The 15,321-nt window shown below is 44.8% G+C and carries 16 protein-coding genes; 13 read left to right on the plus strand and 3 right to left on the minus strand.

Features of this window, described 5'->3' with window-relative positions; all coding sequences use genetic code 11:
• The first annotated feature begins 60 nt into the window (after positions 1–60).
• The 5 genes from H6G17_RS16660 (at position 61) to sir (ending at position 5,352) form a co-directional block, all read left to right on the plus strand.
• Positions 61–1,008: a helix-turn-helix domain-containing protein gene (locus tag H6G17_RS16660; protein WP_192159024.1), complete on the plus strand. Its 948-nt coding sequence runs from the start codon at positions 61–63 to the stop codon at positions 1,006–1,008.
• Positions 1,009–1,134: 126 nt separating this feature from the next.
• A complete protein-coding gene (locus tag H6G17_RS16665) occupies positions 1,135–1,845 on the plus strand; it encodes an A/G-specific adenine glycosylase (protein ID WP_192159157.1) in 711 nt (236 codons plus the stop codon).
• Positions 1,846–1,900: 55 nt separating this feature from the next.
• Complete coding sequence (gene cutA, locus H6G17_RS16670; RefSeq protein ID WP_347276440.1) at positions 1,901–2,158, plus strand: divalent-cation tolerance protein CutA; 258 nt, start codon at positions 1,901–1,903, stop codon at positions 2,156–2,158.
• A 437-nt stretch (positions 2,159–2,595) separates the two neighbouring features.
• Positions 2,596–3,144, plus strand: a complete 549-nt coding sequence (locus H6G17_RS16675) for an outer membrane beta-barrel protein (RefSeq protein ID WP_192159026.1) — start codon at positions 2,596–2,598, stop codon at positions 3,142–3,144.
• A 228-nt stretch (positions 3,145–3,372) separates the two neighbouring features.
• The gene (gene sir, locus H6G17_RS16680; protein WP_192159028.1) at positions 3,373–5,352 is read left to right on the plus strand and encodes a sulfite reductase, ferredoxin dependent; all 1,980 of its coding nucleotides are present in this window, start codon (positions 3,373–3,375) and stop codon (positions 5,350–5,352) included.
• Positions 5,353–5,544: 192 nt separating this feature from the next.
• On the opposite strand, the gene H6G17_RS16685 is transcribed toward sir, so the two are convergent.
• Positions 5,545–5,982, minus strand: coding sequence for a DUF4079 domain-containing protein (locus H6G17_RS16685; RefSeq protein WP_192159030.1), 438 nt, complete (start codon positions 5,980–5,982; stop codon positions 5,545–5,547).
• Positions 5,983–6,166: 184 nt separating this feature from the next.
• A complete protein-coding gene (locus tag H6G17_RS16690; RefSeq protein ID WP_347276441.1) occupies positions 6,167–6,532 on the minus strand; it encodes a DUF1830 domain-containing protein in 366 nt (121 codons plus the stop codon).
• A 586-nt stretch (positions 6,533–7,118) separates the two neighbouring features.
• Between H6G17_RS16690 and H6G17_RS16695 the strand changes: the two genes are divergently transcribed.
• The 8 genes from H6G17_RS16695 to H6G17_RS16730 all read left to right on the plus strand — a co-directional run bounded on the left by H6G17_RS16695 (position 7,119) and on the right by H6G17_RS16730 (position 14,396).
• Positions 7,119–8,690 carry a photosystem II high light acclimation radical SAM protein gene (locus tag H6G17_RS16695; protein WP_192159034.1) on the plus strand — a complete coding sequence of 524 codons (1,572 nt, stop codon included), beginning with the start codon at positions 7,119–7,121 and terminating at the stop codon, positions 8,688–8,690.
• Between the two features lie 95 nt (positions 8,691–8,785).
• The gene (locus tag H6G17_RS16700) at positions 8,786–10,129 is read left to right on the plus strand and encodes a DICT sensory domain-containing protein (RefSeq protein WP_192159036.1); all 1,344 of its coding nucleotides are present in this window, start codon (positions 8,786–8,788) and stop codon (positions 10,127–10,129) included.
• A 92-nt stretch (positions 10,130–10,221) separates the two neighbouring features.
• Positions 10,222–10,875 carry a pentapeptide repeat-containing protein gene (locus tag H6G17_RS16705; protein ID WP_192159038.1) on the plus strand — a complete coding sequence of 218 codons (654 nt, stop codon included), beginning with the start codon at positions 10,222–10,224 and terminating at the stop codon, positions 10,873–10,875.
• Positions 10,876–10,886: 11 nt separating this feature from the next.
• Positions 10,887–11,111, plus strand: coding sequence for a type II toxin-antitoxin system HicA family toxin (locus tag H6G17_RS16710; RefSeq protein WP_192159040.1), 225 nt, complete (start codon positions 10,887–10,889; stop codon positions 11,109–11,111).
• On the plus strand, positions 11,108–11,320 hold the full coding sequence (locus tag H6G17_RS16715) for a type II toxin-antitoxin system HicB family antitoxin (RefSeq protein ID WP_192159042.1): 213 nt from the start codon (positions 11,108–11,110) through the stop codon (positions 11,318–11,320). The genes H6G17_RS16710 and H6G17_RS16715 overlap by 4 nt, the downstream gene beginning before the upstream one ends.
• 376 nt (positions 11,321–11,696) lie before the next feature.
• The gene (locus H6G17_RS16720) at positions 11,697–12,983 is read left to right on the plus strand and encodes a DegT/DnrJ/EryC1/StrS family aminotransferase (RefSeq protein WP_192159044.1); all 1,287 of its coding nucleotides are present in this window, start codon (positions 11,697–11,699) and stop codon (positions 12,981–12,983) included.
• Positions 12,984–13,028: 45 nt separating this feature from the next.
• A complete protein-coding gene (locus H6G17_RS16725; protein WP_192159046.1) occupies positions 13,029–14,048 on the plus strand; it encodes a glycosyltransferase family 2 protein in 1,020 nt (339 codons plus the stop codon).
• Between the two features lie 147 nt (positions 14,049–14,195).
• Complete coding sequence (locus H6G17_RS16730; protein ID WP_192159048.1) at positions 14,196–14,396, plus strand: hypothetical protein; 201 nt, start codon at positions 14,196–14,198, stop codon at positions 14,394–14,396.
• Between the two features lie 62 nt (positions 14,397–14,458).
• Here H6G17_RS16730 and H6G17_RS16735 read toward each other — a convergent pair whose 3' ends face one another.
• The gene (locus tag H6G17_RS16735; RefSeq protein WP_242038436.1) at positions 14,459–15,244 is read right to left on the minus strand and encodes a CPBP family intramembrane glutamic endopeptidase; all 786 of its coding nucleotides are present in this window, start codon (positions 15,242–15,244) and stop codon (positions 14,459–14,461) included.
• Positions 15,245–15,321 lie beyond the last annotated feature (77 nt).

Below are 15,321 nucleotides of genomic sequence, written 5' to 3' on the forward strand. Positions count from 1 at the left end.
AATATCGAGCCGCAATCGCCAATTCTGGCGTTGAGAAGCGGGCTGAGGGGAAACTGGAGTATGACGGTCAAAAAATTAACGGAAGCTGACAGAACAGAAATTTTGGATTTGTATCGCAATACAGGAGAGACAACATCAACGCTAGCAGATCGCTATGGAGTGAGCAACTCTACGATTAGTCGCTTCTTAAAAGTGACTTTGCCAGAAGATGAGTATGAAACGCTCATTGCAGCTAAACGGGCGGCTCGGACTCCTGGGGGAGCAGAGAGAGAAGAGGTAGCAGCGATCGCTTCCCCTGTGGTAGAAGTACCCTCACCCACCCTAGAAGCACCCATACTAAAAACAATATCTGAACCCGAACCAGCTATTGAAGCCCTTACCCCCAAACCTGTTAAAAAACGGCGTTCGACAGCGAAGACTGGAGCAGAAATCGAACCGCTAGCGGAACAATTAGAATTACTTAGTAACCCTTCCCTACCTGTAGAAGAAGAAGTGCGCGAGGAGGTAAGCGCAGAGGCTAGCGAGATTGCAGCAATTATGGTAGGAGAAGAATTGCTCGATGAAGATGAAGACGAAGATGATGAGGATGACGATCTAGAAGATTTAGAAGATTTAGAAGATCTAGACGACGACGACGATTTCGAGGAAGAGACAACACCAGTTATTAGAAGGCGATTGCCCGTCGAAAGCTTCGTCAGGGTGTTACCCTTATCAGAAGCAATGCTGCCGAGAACATGTTACATCGTGATCGATCGCATGGCAGAATTAATTACGCGACCGCTGAGGGATTTTGGCGATTTGGGACAAATTCCCGTGCAAGAAGTCCAACAAAAAACTCTACCGATATTTGACAACCATCGGGTAGCGCGGCGATTTTCTAGCAAACGCGATCGCGTGATTAAAGTCCCTGATAGTCGGATGTTGCAAAAAACTCGTTCTCAACTCCAGTCTAAGGGCATTACTCGCCTGCTATTTGATGGACGAGTCTATTCTTTGTCGTCTAGTTAGATGTTTGTAGAGGCGCGCTATGTCGTGTCTCTATTTACAGAGTTGCTTGTTGCGCAAGATTGTTTCTCATTTGGAACGATGGCAAAAGTTTAAGTGTCTTGTCTTGAAAGAGAGGAATCTGGTGTTGTGACAAGCGCGATCGCTCAATCTCTGAAAAATCATACATCGCTTCTGGCTGCAAACAAAATTAAGTGGTTTCGTCGTCAGTTAACTAGTTGGGCTACTCAAAATCTACGAGAATTTCCTTGGCGCACTACTACAGATGCCTATGCTATTTTCATCGCTGAGTTTTTGCTGCAAAAAACTGGTGCTAATACAGTTGCTCCAATTTATGAAGCTTTTTTGACTCGATATCCTACCCTCGAAGATTTGGCAACGGCATCAGTAGCAGAAATTGCGATTTTACTAAAGCCTTTAGGTTTGCATTTCCGTGCCGATCGCCTTTACCAATCCGTACGAGTAATTATCGAACAATATGATGGTAAAATTCCAGCATCAGAGGCTCAGTTGCTTTCTTTACCTGGAATTGGATTATATACGGCACGCTCTATCTGTGCCAATGCTTTTGCGCAGCCGCTAGCAATATTAGATACTAATGTGGCACGAATTTTAGAGCGATTCTTTGGTTTGCAGGGGAATCGTGTCAAATCTCGTTGTAAGCTGTTGTGGAGTGCGGCTGAATATGTCGCTCCGAAAACAAATGTGAGTCGGTGGAATTTAACATTATTAGATTTTGGTGCGGGAGTTTGTACGGCTAGAAATCCCAGTTGTGGAATTTGTCCGTTGCGATCGCAATGCAATTACGCCAAAATTAATCTTGATATGAATCATGAATAAAGCAAATTACGGTTTAGTTTTGGTCACAGCCGGATCGCCATAAGAAGCAGAGGCGATCGCCACTTCTTTAGTAGCATCTAAGTTAGCTGCTTGCGTCAATATTTTCCCCATACAGTCGGTTTACACGTGGCAGGGAAAAATTAATCAAGAACAAGAGTGGCAATTATTAATCAATACCGATTTAGCTCAATTTTCTAACTTAGAAGCTAAAATTCGCGAATTACACTCTTACGAAGTTCCTGAAATTATTGCTTTACCTATTTTGGCAGGTTCTCAACCTTATCTAAACTGGATTTCTGCTTCTGTTAAATAATGTAGCGTTACTATGCAGTTGCAATATGGTTGTTTGTAAGAAGAACACACGACCGTGTGCCTTCACGAATACGGCTATTTCAACACACTCGAATTAATTATTTCTAGGTAGGGTGCGTTATTTAACGCACTCTACCTAGAACGAAAGCTATGATAAAAGGTTCCCATATATATATCTATTTGACTGTATTATAGCGTGAAAATTTTATTTTGAACAATTGTTATAAAAATAATATGACAGTTTATTAACAGTCTACATCTGCTGCAAGTTGCTATTGGCGATCGCTACCTTAGTTGTAGTGAAGGTGATACGGCAAAGGTTTCGGGCAAGCCAATAACTCAGTAATAAATGGTCAAGACGTTATTTGATTGTCTGATACATAAACGCCATCTTTACGACACACAATACACAAGTTTTTGTTGGCTCAAGAGTTACTTATGAAACGCTCAATTAAGTCTATTCTCGCTCTTTCTGCTGTGTCTGCATTGGCTATTATTCCTACATTTCTTCCTGTAGGAAAAGCCTCAGCTCAAACTTTCACCACAAATGGTACGGATGCGAACTATCTCGGTGGTGGTATTTCCGTAGGTGTTACCGATGGTGATAGCCCCATATACGATGACGATTCTAAAGTTGGTGGCAACGTTCAAGGACGATTCGCGATTCCAAACGCGCCTATTTCTGCCAGAGGTGCAGTTTTATTTGGTGGCGATTCAACCGCGCTGATGCCGTTGGTAACATATGATGTTCCAGTTGCTCCTAATACTAACCTATACCTTGGTGGCGGTTACTCCTTCAATACCGAAGAAGGTCAATCTTCGCCTCTAGGTAACAAAGATGCTATCGTGCTAACTGCTGGTGCTGAATCTGAAGTTGGTAGCAACGTGGTTGTTTACGGTGATGCCAAGTGGGGTATTGATTCCTACAGAGACAGCGATTCCGATGCTGTCAGCATTCAAGCTGGTGCGGCTTACCGCTTTAACTAACGATTGAGGTAAAGGCGCACGACTGTGCGCCTTTACCAATTCAAAGCTGGGATTGTTTACTCTTATAAATGGAGTCAGCCCCAGCTTTTCGATCGTGATAGGATCTATAGAGTTAGTCTATTCATCACAAAATCGACGGAATTACCGGAGATTAAACAGCCGTAGGGGTGTTATCGAATTTACCGGAGCGGCGGTGAAATATTTTTGTGAACTCAGCATCCAACTCTAATGGTTAAATCTTCTACTCCTCCCACCCCCGTAACTCGCAAGCCTTCCAAAGTTGAAGGGATTAAGGAACGCAGCAATTTTTTGCGGGAACCAGTCGCGACCGAAATTCTCCAAGATACAACTCATTTTACCGAAGAAGCGATCCAGATTCTTAAGTTTCACGGTTCTTATCAGCAAGATAACCGCGACAACCGGATCAAAGGTCAGGAGAAAGACTACCAATTTATGGTACGGACGAAAAACCCAGGTGGGTTCGTACCAGCTCAATTGTATTTGACTCTGGACAAGCTGGCTGAAGAATACGGCAATCAAACTTTGCGCGTCACCACGCGGCAAGGCTTTCAGATGCATGGCATTTTGAAGCGAAATCTGAAAAGCGCGATCGCAGCCATAATTCAAAGTATGGGTTCGACGCTGGGAGCCTGTGGTGACATTAATCGTAACGTCATGGCTCCTCCGGCTCCGTTTAAAAATAAGCCAGAATACCAACATGCTTGGGAATATTCTGAGTATGTCGCTCAGTTGCTCTCACCACAAACTGGGGCGTACTATGAAATTTGGCTAGATGGAGAAAAAGCCATTAGTGCGGAAGAAAACCCTGAAGTTGTAGCTGCACGGCAAAAAGATGGTACGGGAACGGTTTTTCACGATAGCGAAGAACCACTCTACGGCACGCACTATATGCCCCGTAAGTTTAAGTGCAGCGTCACCGTACCTGGTGATAACTCCGTAGATTTGTTTTCTCAAGATTTAACTTTGGTAGTCATAACCAATGACAAGCAAGAAGTAGAAGGATTTAACATCTATGCTGGTGGCGGGTTAGGACGGACGCACGGTAAGGAAGAAACTTTTGCCCGACTAGCCGACCCAATTGGTTATATAACCAAAGCTGATGTATACGATGCTATCAAAGCAATTGTAGCTACTCAACGCGATTACGGCGATCGCACCGACCGTCGCCACGCCCGCTTAAAATATTTAATCAATGACTGGGGTGTCGATAAATTCCGGTCGATGGTAGAAAAGTATTTGGGCAAGCCTTTAGAAGCTTCCAAGCCTCTACCAGAATGGAAATATGAAGATTTCCTCGGCTGGCACGAACAGGGTGATGGGAAGTTATTTTTGGGGATTTCGGTCGAAAACGGTCGAATCAAGGATGAAGGTTCGTTTCGGTTAAGGACTGCTTTACGGGAAATCGTGCAGCAGTACAACTTATCAATGCGACTGACACCCCACCATAATGTTATTTTGTGCGATGTCGCCCCAGATCAAAAGCAGGCGATCGCAAATCTACTCGTAACTCACGGTGTAGAACCAGAACCCAACGCCATCAGCCAGTTGGTTAGATACTCTATGGCTTGTCCGGCTTTGCCTACATGTGGCTTGGCAACAACTGAATCGGAACGGATCATGCCAAGCGTCCTCCAGCGAATTAAAGTGTTATTAAATCGCTTGGGCTTAGGACAAGAACATTTCGTCGTGCGGATGACGGGGTGTCCTAACGGTTGTGCTAGACCCTATATGGCAGAACTAGGATTTGTTGGCAATGGTCCCAACACGTATCAATTATGGTTAGGTGCAGATGCTAACCAAACGAGGCTGGCGCAAGTGTATATAGAGAAGTTGCCTCTCGATAACCTGGAGGCAGAATTAGAACCATTGCTGGTTTACTTCAAACAATCGCGGCAACCTAATGAAAGCTTTGGCGATTTTTGCGATCGCATTGGCTTTGACTCTTTACGAGAGTTTACCTCCAAATACGAGTTTCAAGGCGCACTGGAACCAGAAATTGCCCTGCAAGATGATGGCAATGGCGAACAGGAAGCAGCCGCTAATGCAGCAACTGCGGCAAAAGCCCGTCGTCGTATCACTTTACGCGAACCCGTCTACGCAAAGCTAAAAGCTACTGCTGAGAGTCAAGGTAAACCCATGACTCAACTTGTGAATGAGGCGATAGAAGCTTTCTTACAAGGGCAATAATCGTAGATCCCCCCTAACCCCCCTTAAAAAAGGGGGAATCAAGTTATCATTAGCCTAAAACTATTACGACACTCATCACCTAACCTAACACCTTGAAAACAGGATAAATCAAGGTATTACTAGCCCCCCTTTCTAAGGGGGGTTGGGGGGATCTGCAAGGGTTGAAGCTTATTAACCGAGATATATTACTCTTTAAGGCAAATACTTCTGTACCACCACCCAACCCGTGAGGGATACCCAGAGAAAACCAAGGAATAAAACTGCATTCGCGCCTACGTGGAGCGATCGCGCCCACTGACGCTTAGGACTGATTAAAGTTGCACTAACTGCCGACATTAAGGTCAATGCTACCACGATTAGTCCTGCCGTCAAGTGTTGGGAATGACCGAGGGAACCAAAATGACCCAGCGTACCGACAACACCAATTGCTAATAGCAGCAGCACTAGCAAAACCATGCTGCCACCAATACTATAGTGCAGCAAATGCAGCCAACTAGGTCTGGGATGAAAATTTGTTCTTGCCTGGAACATCTGCCAGCCTGTTACGGTCAACAGCAGATAAGCTAGTAGCGACAGACCCATCGACCAGGCTGCTATTTTCCACAACCACAAAAAAGAAGGTAAATCCAATTTATTTTAGACCCAATACAATAGCAGCAATTCTATTTCTAGTAATAGCTTACTAAATGTAGCGATCGCGCGACTTACTTTCTTCCTTTCGGTAGAATTTGTTGATTTTTCAATTCACTATTTTTTCATTTATTAAAATAGAGCCGCTAAAGTTAGCGACTCCAATGTTAGTTAAACCGATGATCTAATCAATAGTCGTTAAAAGAGGGGATTTAAAATTTCTTTGACTTAGTTTATCTTTTTGTTCTACCGATCGCGCTGCTGGACGATCCATTTGTGCTTCCGCTTTGCTTTCTTCTAGCAAGCACAAGCGTTCGCAGGGAATTTTATCTGACAAAATAGCACTCGCCATCATGCCCGTGTGAATTTCTAGTGTTGCTTTAGGTGGCGCTTCAAATACAAGGCGTTGACCTGGAAACACAACTCGTTCAAAATACCAGTTAGGGATATTTGATATCCGAGCAATTTGAATCTTACTAGTTGCGTTTACATAGCAGCAAAGAAGTCGGTCGGATTGTTCGGGTGGTAGGGAATCTAGTATTTGAGCCATAACAGCTAAGGGCATGAAAGCCGCTCTTATTTAATTACACATATAAGCTAACACTTAGCGATCCCCGAGTGTTGTAACTCCTACTACCAACTGATAACTTAGCTCGAATTTGTTGTCGCCTCTATCTATAGATAGGAGTTGATAGAAGTTAAACTTATTGGCTTTCCGATTTAGCAACCAATTGTCCGATCAATTTTTGATTCGATTTTTGCATTCAACCGCACAAAATCAGTTGACTGTAAATGATTTATGAGTTAGAGCAAAATACCAACTTATTCACGAGCGGCAATTGAGGGATCGTGCCGAGGTAACGCAAATTCAGCGATCCTAGAGGCGATCGCGTCATATCGGGCAGCGATCGCCTCTAGCTACGACAACTCATTATCTCCGATCGACCTACCACTAAGACAAGCTCGATGTTATCGTAAAGTTATATGAAAATTATTTTCAGAAATCTCTTTAATTAGGGGCGCTTAGGCTCGTGACTGAGGGTTAACTTGGAAGCTATCTAGACATGAGTTAGCTCAGCTTCACTAAGCAGCGCTGCTACTCGAACCTTGGTAAACTCTAACCTCAAACGATCGAGATGGAAAACCGTATTCTCTACGTTCGCCTTCCGTGCAACCCTATATTTCCGATTGGGGTTGTTTACTTGGCAGATCACGTTCACAAGCTTTTTCCCAAAATCGAACAGCGAATTTTTGACTTAGGGACAGTCCCACCACTCGACTTTAATTCCGCCTTAGATACTTGTATCGACGAATTTCAGCCGACGCTTTTAGTATTCTCTTGGCGAGATATTCAGATTTATGCCCCAGTAGGTGGTAGGGGTGGTAATCCCTTGCAACATTCCTTTGAGTTTTTCTACGCCTTCAATCCGTTAGTCAAATTTCGAGGTGCAACCGGATTGCTGCGATTAGCAGTTTCCTATTACAAGGAACTCTGGCGCAATCAAGGACTGATTAAACGCGGGCTAAAACGCGCTCAGAAACACCAACCAAATGCCCGTGCCGTAGTCGGTGGGGGTGCAGTTAGTGTATTTTACGAGCAGTTGCAGCATAATTTGCCCCAGGGAACGGTTGTTTCTGTCGGAGAAGGAGAAACGCTGCTAGAAAAATTGTTGCGAGGCGAAGATTTTAGCAACGAACGCTGCTATGTTGTTGGCGAAACTCAACCACGCGATCGCCTAATCCACGAAGCGCCAACACCGCTAGAAAAATCTGCTTGTAACTACGACTATATTGAAAAGATTTGGGCGGAATTTTCCTATTACTTGCAATCTTCCGACTTTTATATCGGCGTGCAAACAAAGCGTGGCTGTCCTCATAATTGCTGCTACTGCATTTACACCGTGGTGGAAGGCAAACAGGTACGGATCAACCCCGCTGATGAAGTCGTAGCCGAAATGCGACAACTTTACGATCGCGGCATTCGGAATTTCTGGTTTACCGATGCCCAGTTTATCCCAGCCCGGAGATTCATCGATGATGCGATCGAACTGCTGCAAAAGATCGTTGATTCAGGCATGACAGATATCCACTGGGCAGCATACATCCGCGCCGACAACCTCACCCCCGAACTATGCGATCTGATGGTAAAAACGGGGATGAATTACTTCGAGATCGGCATCACCAGCGGTTCTCAGGAACTCGTGCGGAAAATGCGGATGGGCTATAACCTGCGCACGGTATTGGAAAATTGCCGCGACTTAAAAGCAGCAGGCTTCAACGATCTCGTCTCCGTCAATTACTCCTTCAACGTCATTGACGAACGCCCCGAAACCATTCGCCAAACGATCGCCTACCACCGCGAACTCGAACGGATCTTCGGCGCTGATAAAGTCGAACCAGCCATTTTCTTTATCGGACTCCAACCCCATACCCATTTAGAAGAATACGCCTTCAAAAACGGCGTACTCAAACCAGACTACGATCCGATGAACCTCAAACCTTGGACGGTACAAAAATTATTGTGGAACCCCGAACCCCTCGGTTCCTTCTTTGGTGAAGTTTGCCTGCAAGCATGGCGACAAAACCCCAACGACTTCGGACGCGAAGTGATGAAAATCTTAGAGGAACGCCTCGGCTGCGCCCCTCTCGAAGAAGCCCTTTCCGCCCCTATTACTACCACTGATAAAAAACAACTTGTAACGGCGTAAAGATCGAAAAGTCAAAAGTCAAAAGTCAAAATTCCTCTTGCAAATGACCAATGACAACTGACAACTGACAACTGACAACTGACAACTGACCAATCATGCTAGAAGGCTCCATCTTACAACAGCTCAAATCAGCGCTCGAAAACACGAATCGACCCCTCAACCTGGGTGTCTATTACAAAAATACCTTGGTTGCCCTGTGTCATGCCCTAGAAGACTGCATTTTGGTTTCTGGTAGCCAGCCGTTAGTCATTACGGCTTTTCAACGGGGTAAATGGTATCTGCAAGAAGCAGAACGCTACCATGATTTAGCGCAAAAATCTCGCCATGTGGTGATTATGGCAGCTCCAGAGACGGGCTTTGCCGACCATCCCACCAGCAAATTACCAAATGTAGACTTAGTGGCGTTAAACCCTGAAGACCCAGTGGCGCAAGAGTGGCATTTGATAATTCTTGCCCCTGGCTACACGGCAATGGTACTTTGTCAAGAGTTGTCTGAGGCAGATTACGGAGTCGGGGGCAGACCGACAATCGATTTAGAGCGTAAATTTTACGGTTTTTGGACGTTTGAGCCAGATAGGGTAGAGAAAACAATCGAGCTAGCGATCGCCCACATTAACAGTTACAACCCCGAACTCGCGCAACAGCTCAAATCTCACGTCCAGGCGATCGCTCAAGAGACTTCCCAAACAGAACCGGACGATTTGAACACAATCGTTTCTCTCGTGGTCGATTACCTCCAAACCAGCGAATATAGCATCAAGCAGATAGAACATCACCAGGTATTAGATAGCAATTTAGTTTCCAACGAATTACAAGCCTTCCTCCGCTTAGGACAACTGATCGATCTTGCCGATACGGGCAACCCCCTCGCCGCCGCAGAAGTCGCCGCGATCGCCGAAATTATGGGGCAATTACTCAATCTTCCCGCTTGGCAGGTCAAACGCCTGCGCCTAGCCAGTCTACTCCATCGCATCGCCCCCCAATCGGTCAACGTGCAGTATGGCGAAGCCCCCAGTTGCCCTCTCATCCCAGCCGCTCAAGTTTTGCGTACCATGCCTCGCCTGAGCGCGATCGCCCAAATTATCAATCATTTCTCAGAACATTGGGATGGTAGCGGACAGCCAGCTGGTTTGATTGGGGAGACAATCCCGTTAGAGTCGCGAATTTTAGGCTTAGTGGCAGATTTTCAGCAGCGTTTTACCCATCTATCCCAATCTCATACAAGAGAGGAAGCCCTATCAACTGCTTTCGCTCAATGTCAGCAAGAACAGGGCAAAGCTTGGGAGCCAAAACTTGTAGATACCCTAGAATTACTCGTGCGCGGTATGCAACAAGGCTTAACCCTACCCATCTCCCCCACCAAAATTAGTAGCAGCATGTGGCTGATCGAAGAGGAGCGAGGAGCGAGGAATGAGGAGCGAGTGATGAGTAATGAATGACTCAGGGGTGCATAGCTTTGCGCCCTCATCAAACTTTGGTTAAAGCTCATTTAAATAGACAGAAATTAGTAGAAATTTAGAGACAGAGATTTGTGGATATTACATCTGTGCGTGAGGGCAAAATTAAACAACTGCCGGGAGCTAATCTAGAGGATGAAGATCTAGCAGGGTTAAATCTGGCAGAAATGAATTTGGCAGGGGCTAACTTAGTTGGAACCGATTTTTCTGGCTCCAAGTTAGAACGATCGCGTCTGGAAGGCGCTAACCTACTCGGTAGCAAGCTTTGCGGTGCAGATTTGCGGGCTAATTTTTTGGGAGCCAATTTGATGCAGGCTGACATGACAAGTGCCGATTTGCGAGGTAGTAACCTCCGAGGCGCAAATTTGATGGGCGCGAAACTAGCCCAAAGCGCGATCGCCGGAGCATTTTTGAGTGGCGCAAACCTGATGAGTGCTAACTTGCAGGGCGCAGATCTCAGAGGAGCAGATTTACGGGGTGTCAATTTTTCTAATGCAAATTTACAAGGAGCCAATCTCACTCAGGCAGATTTACAGGGCGCGTTGTTAAATGAAGCCAATTTAGAAGAAGCAGACTTGCGGGGAGCAAATTTAGCAGGTGCTAACCTTTCAGGTGCTAACCTTCTGTGTGCGGAGTTAGAAGGAACTAATCTTGTAGGAGTTAATTTGGCTGGTGCTTGCTTGTTGGGAACCGTGGTGAAACAGTCACCAGCGATCGGCGAACAATAGCAAGTAAACATGTGCCTAAGAAAATTAAAGAGCTGAAAACTATATTAAATCGAGCAGGATTTATTCTGTTAAAGAATAGGGGTAAAGATAGTCATAGCAGATGGTTTCACCCAGTTCTTAACTACCGGATTACTTTATCGGGGAATGATGGAGATGATGCTAAACCATATCAAGAGAAAGAAGTTAAAGATGCTTTGGCAAGATTAGAATCAATTGAAAAGGAGAATGGAGAATGAAATATACAATCACCATTCAGTGGTCAGAAGATGACGCTTGCTATCTGGTGTATCTGCCAGAATTTCAAAACTTTACAAATCAACCAACTACTCATGGTGAAACCTATGAAGCAGCCCTTGCCAATGCTAAGGAAGTATTAGAGATGTTGGTTGAAGAATTGCAAGAAGAAGGCAAAGAATTACCACAACCAACGCAGTTAGTGTCTTAGAAATACCAATTGGAGTGATGAAAACAAATTTGTGGGGATAGGCATAATGCTTATCCTTTTTTTGAATAGAAGAATTGGGGTACGCTAAAGCTTGACTTTTGTAGTGTTAGTACTATAGCCTTGGCATGGTTGCTAGTATAAATTTATATTTTTAAAAAATAAATAGAAATGGCGAGCAGCCGTTTTCGGATGAGCGATCGCCCGACTGGATTTGATTCAATTCAGAATTGCAGTATTTCCCGAACAAGTTCCCGAACAAAACGACCCCTATTTAGTAGGAGTCGATACAGAAAGCTATAGCTAATGCGTGCAGGATTTATTCGTTCGTTGGCAGGAATCAAGTAGCACATTTCATCTGGGAAATGGAAGAAATTGAATGACAAACAGTCCTATTCGTTCTCAAGAAGAGTTTCTGGTATTTGGCGCGCCTGTTATTGAAGCAGCAGAAATAGAAGAAGCGATCGCAACGCTCAAAAGTGGCTGGTTGGGAACAGGACCTAAAGTAGCTCAGTTTGAGCGAGATTTTGGGGTATATAAAGGAGCAGATAATGCGATCGCTGTGAATTCCTGTGGTGCAGCACTACACTTGAGCCTACTCGCGGCTTCCTTACAACCAGGAGACGAAGTCATTACCAGTCCCCTGACGTTTTGCGCCACGGTCAACGCTATTACTCATGTGGGCGCGATACCCGTGCTAGCAGATGTCGATCCCGTCACGATGAATATCGATCCTGTCCAAGTCGAAGCAAAAATTACCCCTAGAACAAAGGCGATCCTACCAGTCCACTTTGCAGGCAGACCGTGTGAGATGGATGCTTTATGCAATCTTGCCTCGCGCTACGGCTTGAAAATCGTCGAAGACTGCGCTCACGCGATTGAAACAGAATATAAAGGTAAAAAAGCAGGTACTTTTGGTGACTTTGGCTGTTTTAGTTTCTATGCCACCAAAAATATTTGCACGGGCGAAGGTGGCATGATTTTAGCCCGTAACTCCGAAGATGCCACCCGAATCAAAGCGTTGAGCTTGCATGGTATCAGTAAAGATGCTTGGAAGCGGTTTAGCGAAGAGGGATACAAACACTATCAAGTTCTGGAAAGCGGTTTCAAATACAACATGATGGATCTACAAGCTGCCCTTGGTATCCATCAACTGAAGCAAGTAGAACCCCGTTGGCAGCGCCGTCAAGAGATTTGGCAGCACTACAACCGAGCTTTTGTCGATCTACCCTTGGTACTTCCTACCGAACCAGAAACCCATACTCGCCATGCTTATCATCTTTATCCAATACTTATTGACGAGAAAAAAACTGGATGCGATCGCGACACTTTTCTCAACGCTATGACAGCAGAACACATTGGTGTGGGCGTACACTATCTCAGTATTCCAGAACACGATTACTATCAGCAAAGATTTGGTTGGCAACCAGAAGACTATCCTCAAGCAATGCGAATTGGGCGGCAGACGGTAAGTCTGCCGCTTTCTGCAAAGTTGACTCGCCAAGATGAATTAGATGTCATTCAAGCAGTGAGAAAGACTCTGGCATCAAGTCAGACTCATAACACTATGAGGGGTGAGGAGAGAGGCACAAGCGAGGGACGAGGAAGACACATAGTAGAGTTCAACCAACAACTATCAACTGTTAACCGTCTTCACGCAGTGTAGCGGAGCGTTTAGCGTCAACCAATCTTATCTAGGATTGCTGAATGAATGAAATTAGTTTCAGTAATTGTGCTAATTTACAATAGCGAAAAATATATCGCTGCAACACTAGAATCCGTGCTGTCTCAGACATATAAATATATTGAAGTGTTGCTTGTTGACGATGGTTCTCCAGATAATAGTATAGAAATTTGTCAGCAATTTAACGACTCAAGAATTAGAATTATTCGCCAACAAAATCGCGGCTTGCCAGGAGCAAGAAACGCAGGTATTCGGCAAGCAAAAGGAGATTATTTAGCATTTATTGATGGTGATGACTTGTGGCGACGGGATAAATTAGAGCATCACGTCAATCATCTCGTTAATTCCGCAGAAGTTGGAGTCAGTTTCAGCCGTTCTGCTTTTATCGACGAAGCAGGTAAATTTTTAGGCTCGTATCAAACACCGAAACTTAAGGGAATTACTCCCTCATATCTAATGCGGTGTAATCCTATAGGCAACGGTTCGGCTGCTGTCGTCAGACGGGAAGTCTTTGCCGCGATCGCATTTTCACCTCGCCAATATTCATTAGACTGCTACTTTGACGAACAATTTCGTTATTCTGGCGGCGATGTCGATCTGTGGTTGCGAATCTTATTGCAAACCAAATGGCAAATTGAAGGAATTCCTGAAGCTTTAACTTTATATCGCGTTCACTCTAGCGGACTCTCAGCTCAATTAGATCGACAATTGGCAGCAGGAGAACAATTAATTGCCAAATTTCATACTTACGCAACCCAACTAGATAGGAATTGGGAGGCGGTGATGAGAGCGTATCACTTACGCTATCTAGCTCGGAGTGCGATTCGCTGGAAATCCGACGCGATCGCGATTCAATTGATGCATCAAGCCATAGCTTCCTATTGGCGGATCGTTCTAGAATCACCACGCCAAACTGTGATGACACTTATTGCGGCTTACCTATTGTTACTCATTCCCCGCCGCTTGCGCGCTCATTTTGAGGTCATAGTCGGACAGCCAACAACAATTTTCCAAAAAGTAAGGACTAGGATAAGAATTCAGAATTAAGCGCTTGCTTGTAAGTTGTAAGTCGGAATTCCACTATCTCTAACTACTCTTTAGATAGAGAAACTCTTATTCTTATGGAGGTAGTGGCAATGTTGTGATTGGGTGTAATCTTTATGCTGTATTCAAACAGAAATACAGAGCCGTCCTATGTTTCCAGAATTCTCGCCACAACCTCGAATCCTGACTAGTCAAAAGCAACATTTACAAACTTGCTTTAATTTACCAACACATGATGAGCGCGTCGAACGAGTTTTTCGCGAAGTGAATAACTTGTTTGCTAGTCAAGAAATTCAGCAACGTTTATTAGAAAAAAGACAACGAGTCGAGCAAAAGAAAAGCCGTAATTGATGCCAGACAACTTGGGGCTCGATCGAGAGATATAAAAGCGCTCGTGCCTACGAGAAGAACGATTAACGCGACTTGTGGCTAAATCTTCTCATGCCCAAAGCGATCGCGCCTAAAAATAACATTCCCATTCCACCAGCGAGAGGATTGCGATCGATACCAGTTAACCATTCTGGGACGCGATCGTTATATTGCACCATTTGCCCGACATTAATTGCGTAATAACCCCAAATTAACCCAGCATGAAGACCAATTGGTAAACCCAAACGACCTTTGCCATAGCGTTTTGCCCATACAAGAGTTAAGCCTAACAACACCAAAGCTGGAAATTGCAGCAGGGTTCGACGAATTTCTGCTAGTGGTTTAATAAAGTGCAGTGCGGCAAATATGCAAGCATTTGTCCAGAGCGCTGTCCGAGGATTGTAATCTCGCTGTAACTCATCTAACAGCCATCCCCGGAAAAGTAACTCTTCCGCAAAACCATAAGCTAGAGCAACGATTAACCCTTCAACGACAAATCGCCATAAAAAAATAGAGGGTTGTCGCCACCATAGCAAACCCAACCAGCCTTCTAGCAAAAATAGGCTCAAAACACTGGCAACCCCAAGCCCCAAACCTATCAGTAGCTCCTGCCTATTCTGCCTAGTTGTAACTAAACCATATTCTTGTAACACCTGTGGCTGACGATAGATAGACTTTCCCCACAGCCGCAACAGGATAATAAATATTCCATACAGCAACGGCAAGGTGAAAATATTCACTAAGTTTTTGTCATCCACCCACCAATGAATTGGTGCAGCTACAGGCAACCATAGTAGCAGCAGTACTAAGATAAAAATGACCAGCCTCAAGGGGGCTGGGTAAAGGGCTATTCTGGCAAAATTGAATTTTAACAATTAGCAAGTAGTGAGTAGTGAGTGGGGAGTAG

The sequence above is a fragment of the Chroococcidiopsis sp. [FACHB-1243] genome (genome assembly GCF_014696895.1).
GTDB lineage: Bacteria > Cyanobacteriota > Cyanobacteriia > Cyanobacteriales > Chroococcidiopsidaceae > Chroococcidiopsis.

Bases quoted from the DNA above. Each gene is read 5' to 3' on its own strand.
- H6G17_RS16660 (WP_192159024.1), top strand. From the start codon at position 61: ATGACGGTCAAAAAATTAACGGAAGCTGACAGAACAGAAATTTTGGAT.
- H6G17_RS16675 (WP_192159026.1), top strand. From the start codon at position 2,596: ATGAAACGCTCAATTAAGTCTATTCTCGCTCTTTCTGCTGTGTCTGCA.
- sir (WP_192159028.1), top strand. From the start codon at position 3,373: ATGGTTAAATCTTCTACTCCTCCCACCCCCGTAACTCGCAAGCCTTCC.
- H6G17_RS16690 (WP_347276441.1), bottom strand. From the start codon at position 6,532: ATGGCTCAAATACTAGATTCCCTACCACCCGAACAATCCGACCGACTT.
- H6G17_RS16695 (WP_192159034.1), top strand. From the start codon at position 7,119: ATGGAAAACCGTATTCTCTACGTTCGCCTTCCGTGCAACCCTATATTT.
- H6G17_RS16700 (WP_192159036.1), top strand. From the start codon at position 8,786: ATGCTAGAAGGCTCCATCTTACAACAGCTCAAATCAGCGCTCGAAAAC.
- H6G17_RS16715 (WP_192159042.1), top strand. From the start codon at position 11,108: ATGAAATATACAATCACCATTCAGTGGTCAGAAGATGACGCTTGCTAT.
- H6G17_RS16720 (WP_192159044.1), top strand. From the start codon at position 11,697: ATGACAAACAGTCCTATTCGTTCTCAAGAAGAGTTTCTGGTATTTGGC.
- H6G17_RS16725 (WP_192159046.1), top strand. From the start codon at position 13,029: ATGAAATTAGTTTCAGTAATTGTGCTAATTTACAATAGCGAAAAATAT.
- H6G17_RS16730 (WP_192159048.1), top strand. From the start codon at position 14,196: ATGTTTCCAGAATTCTCGCCACAACCTCGAATCCTGACTAGTCAAAAG.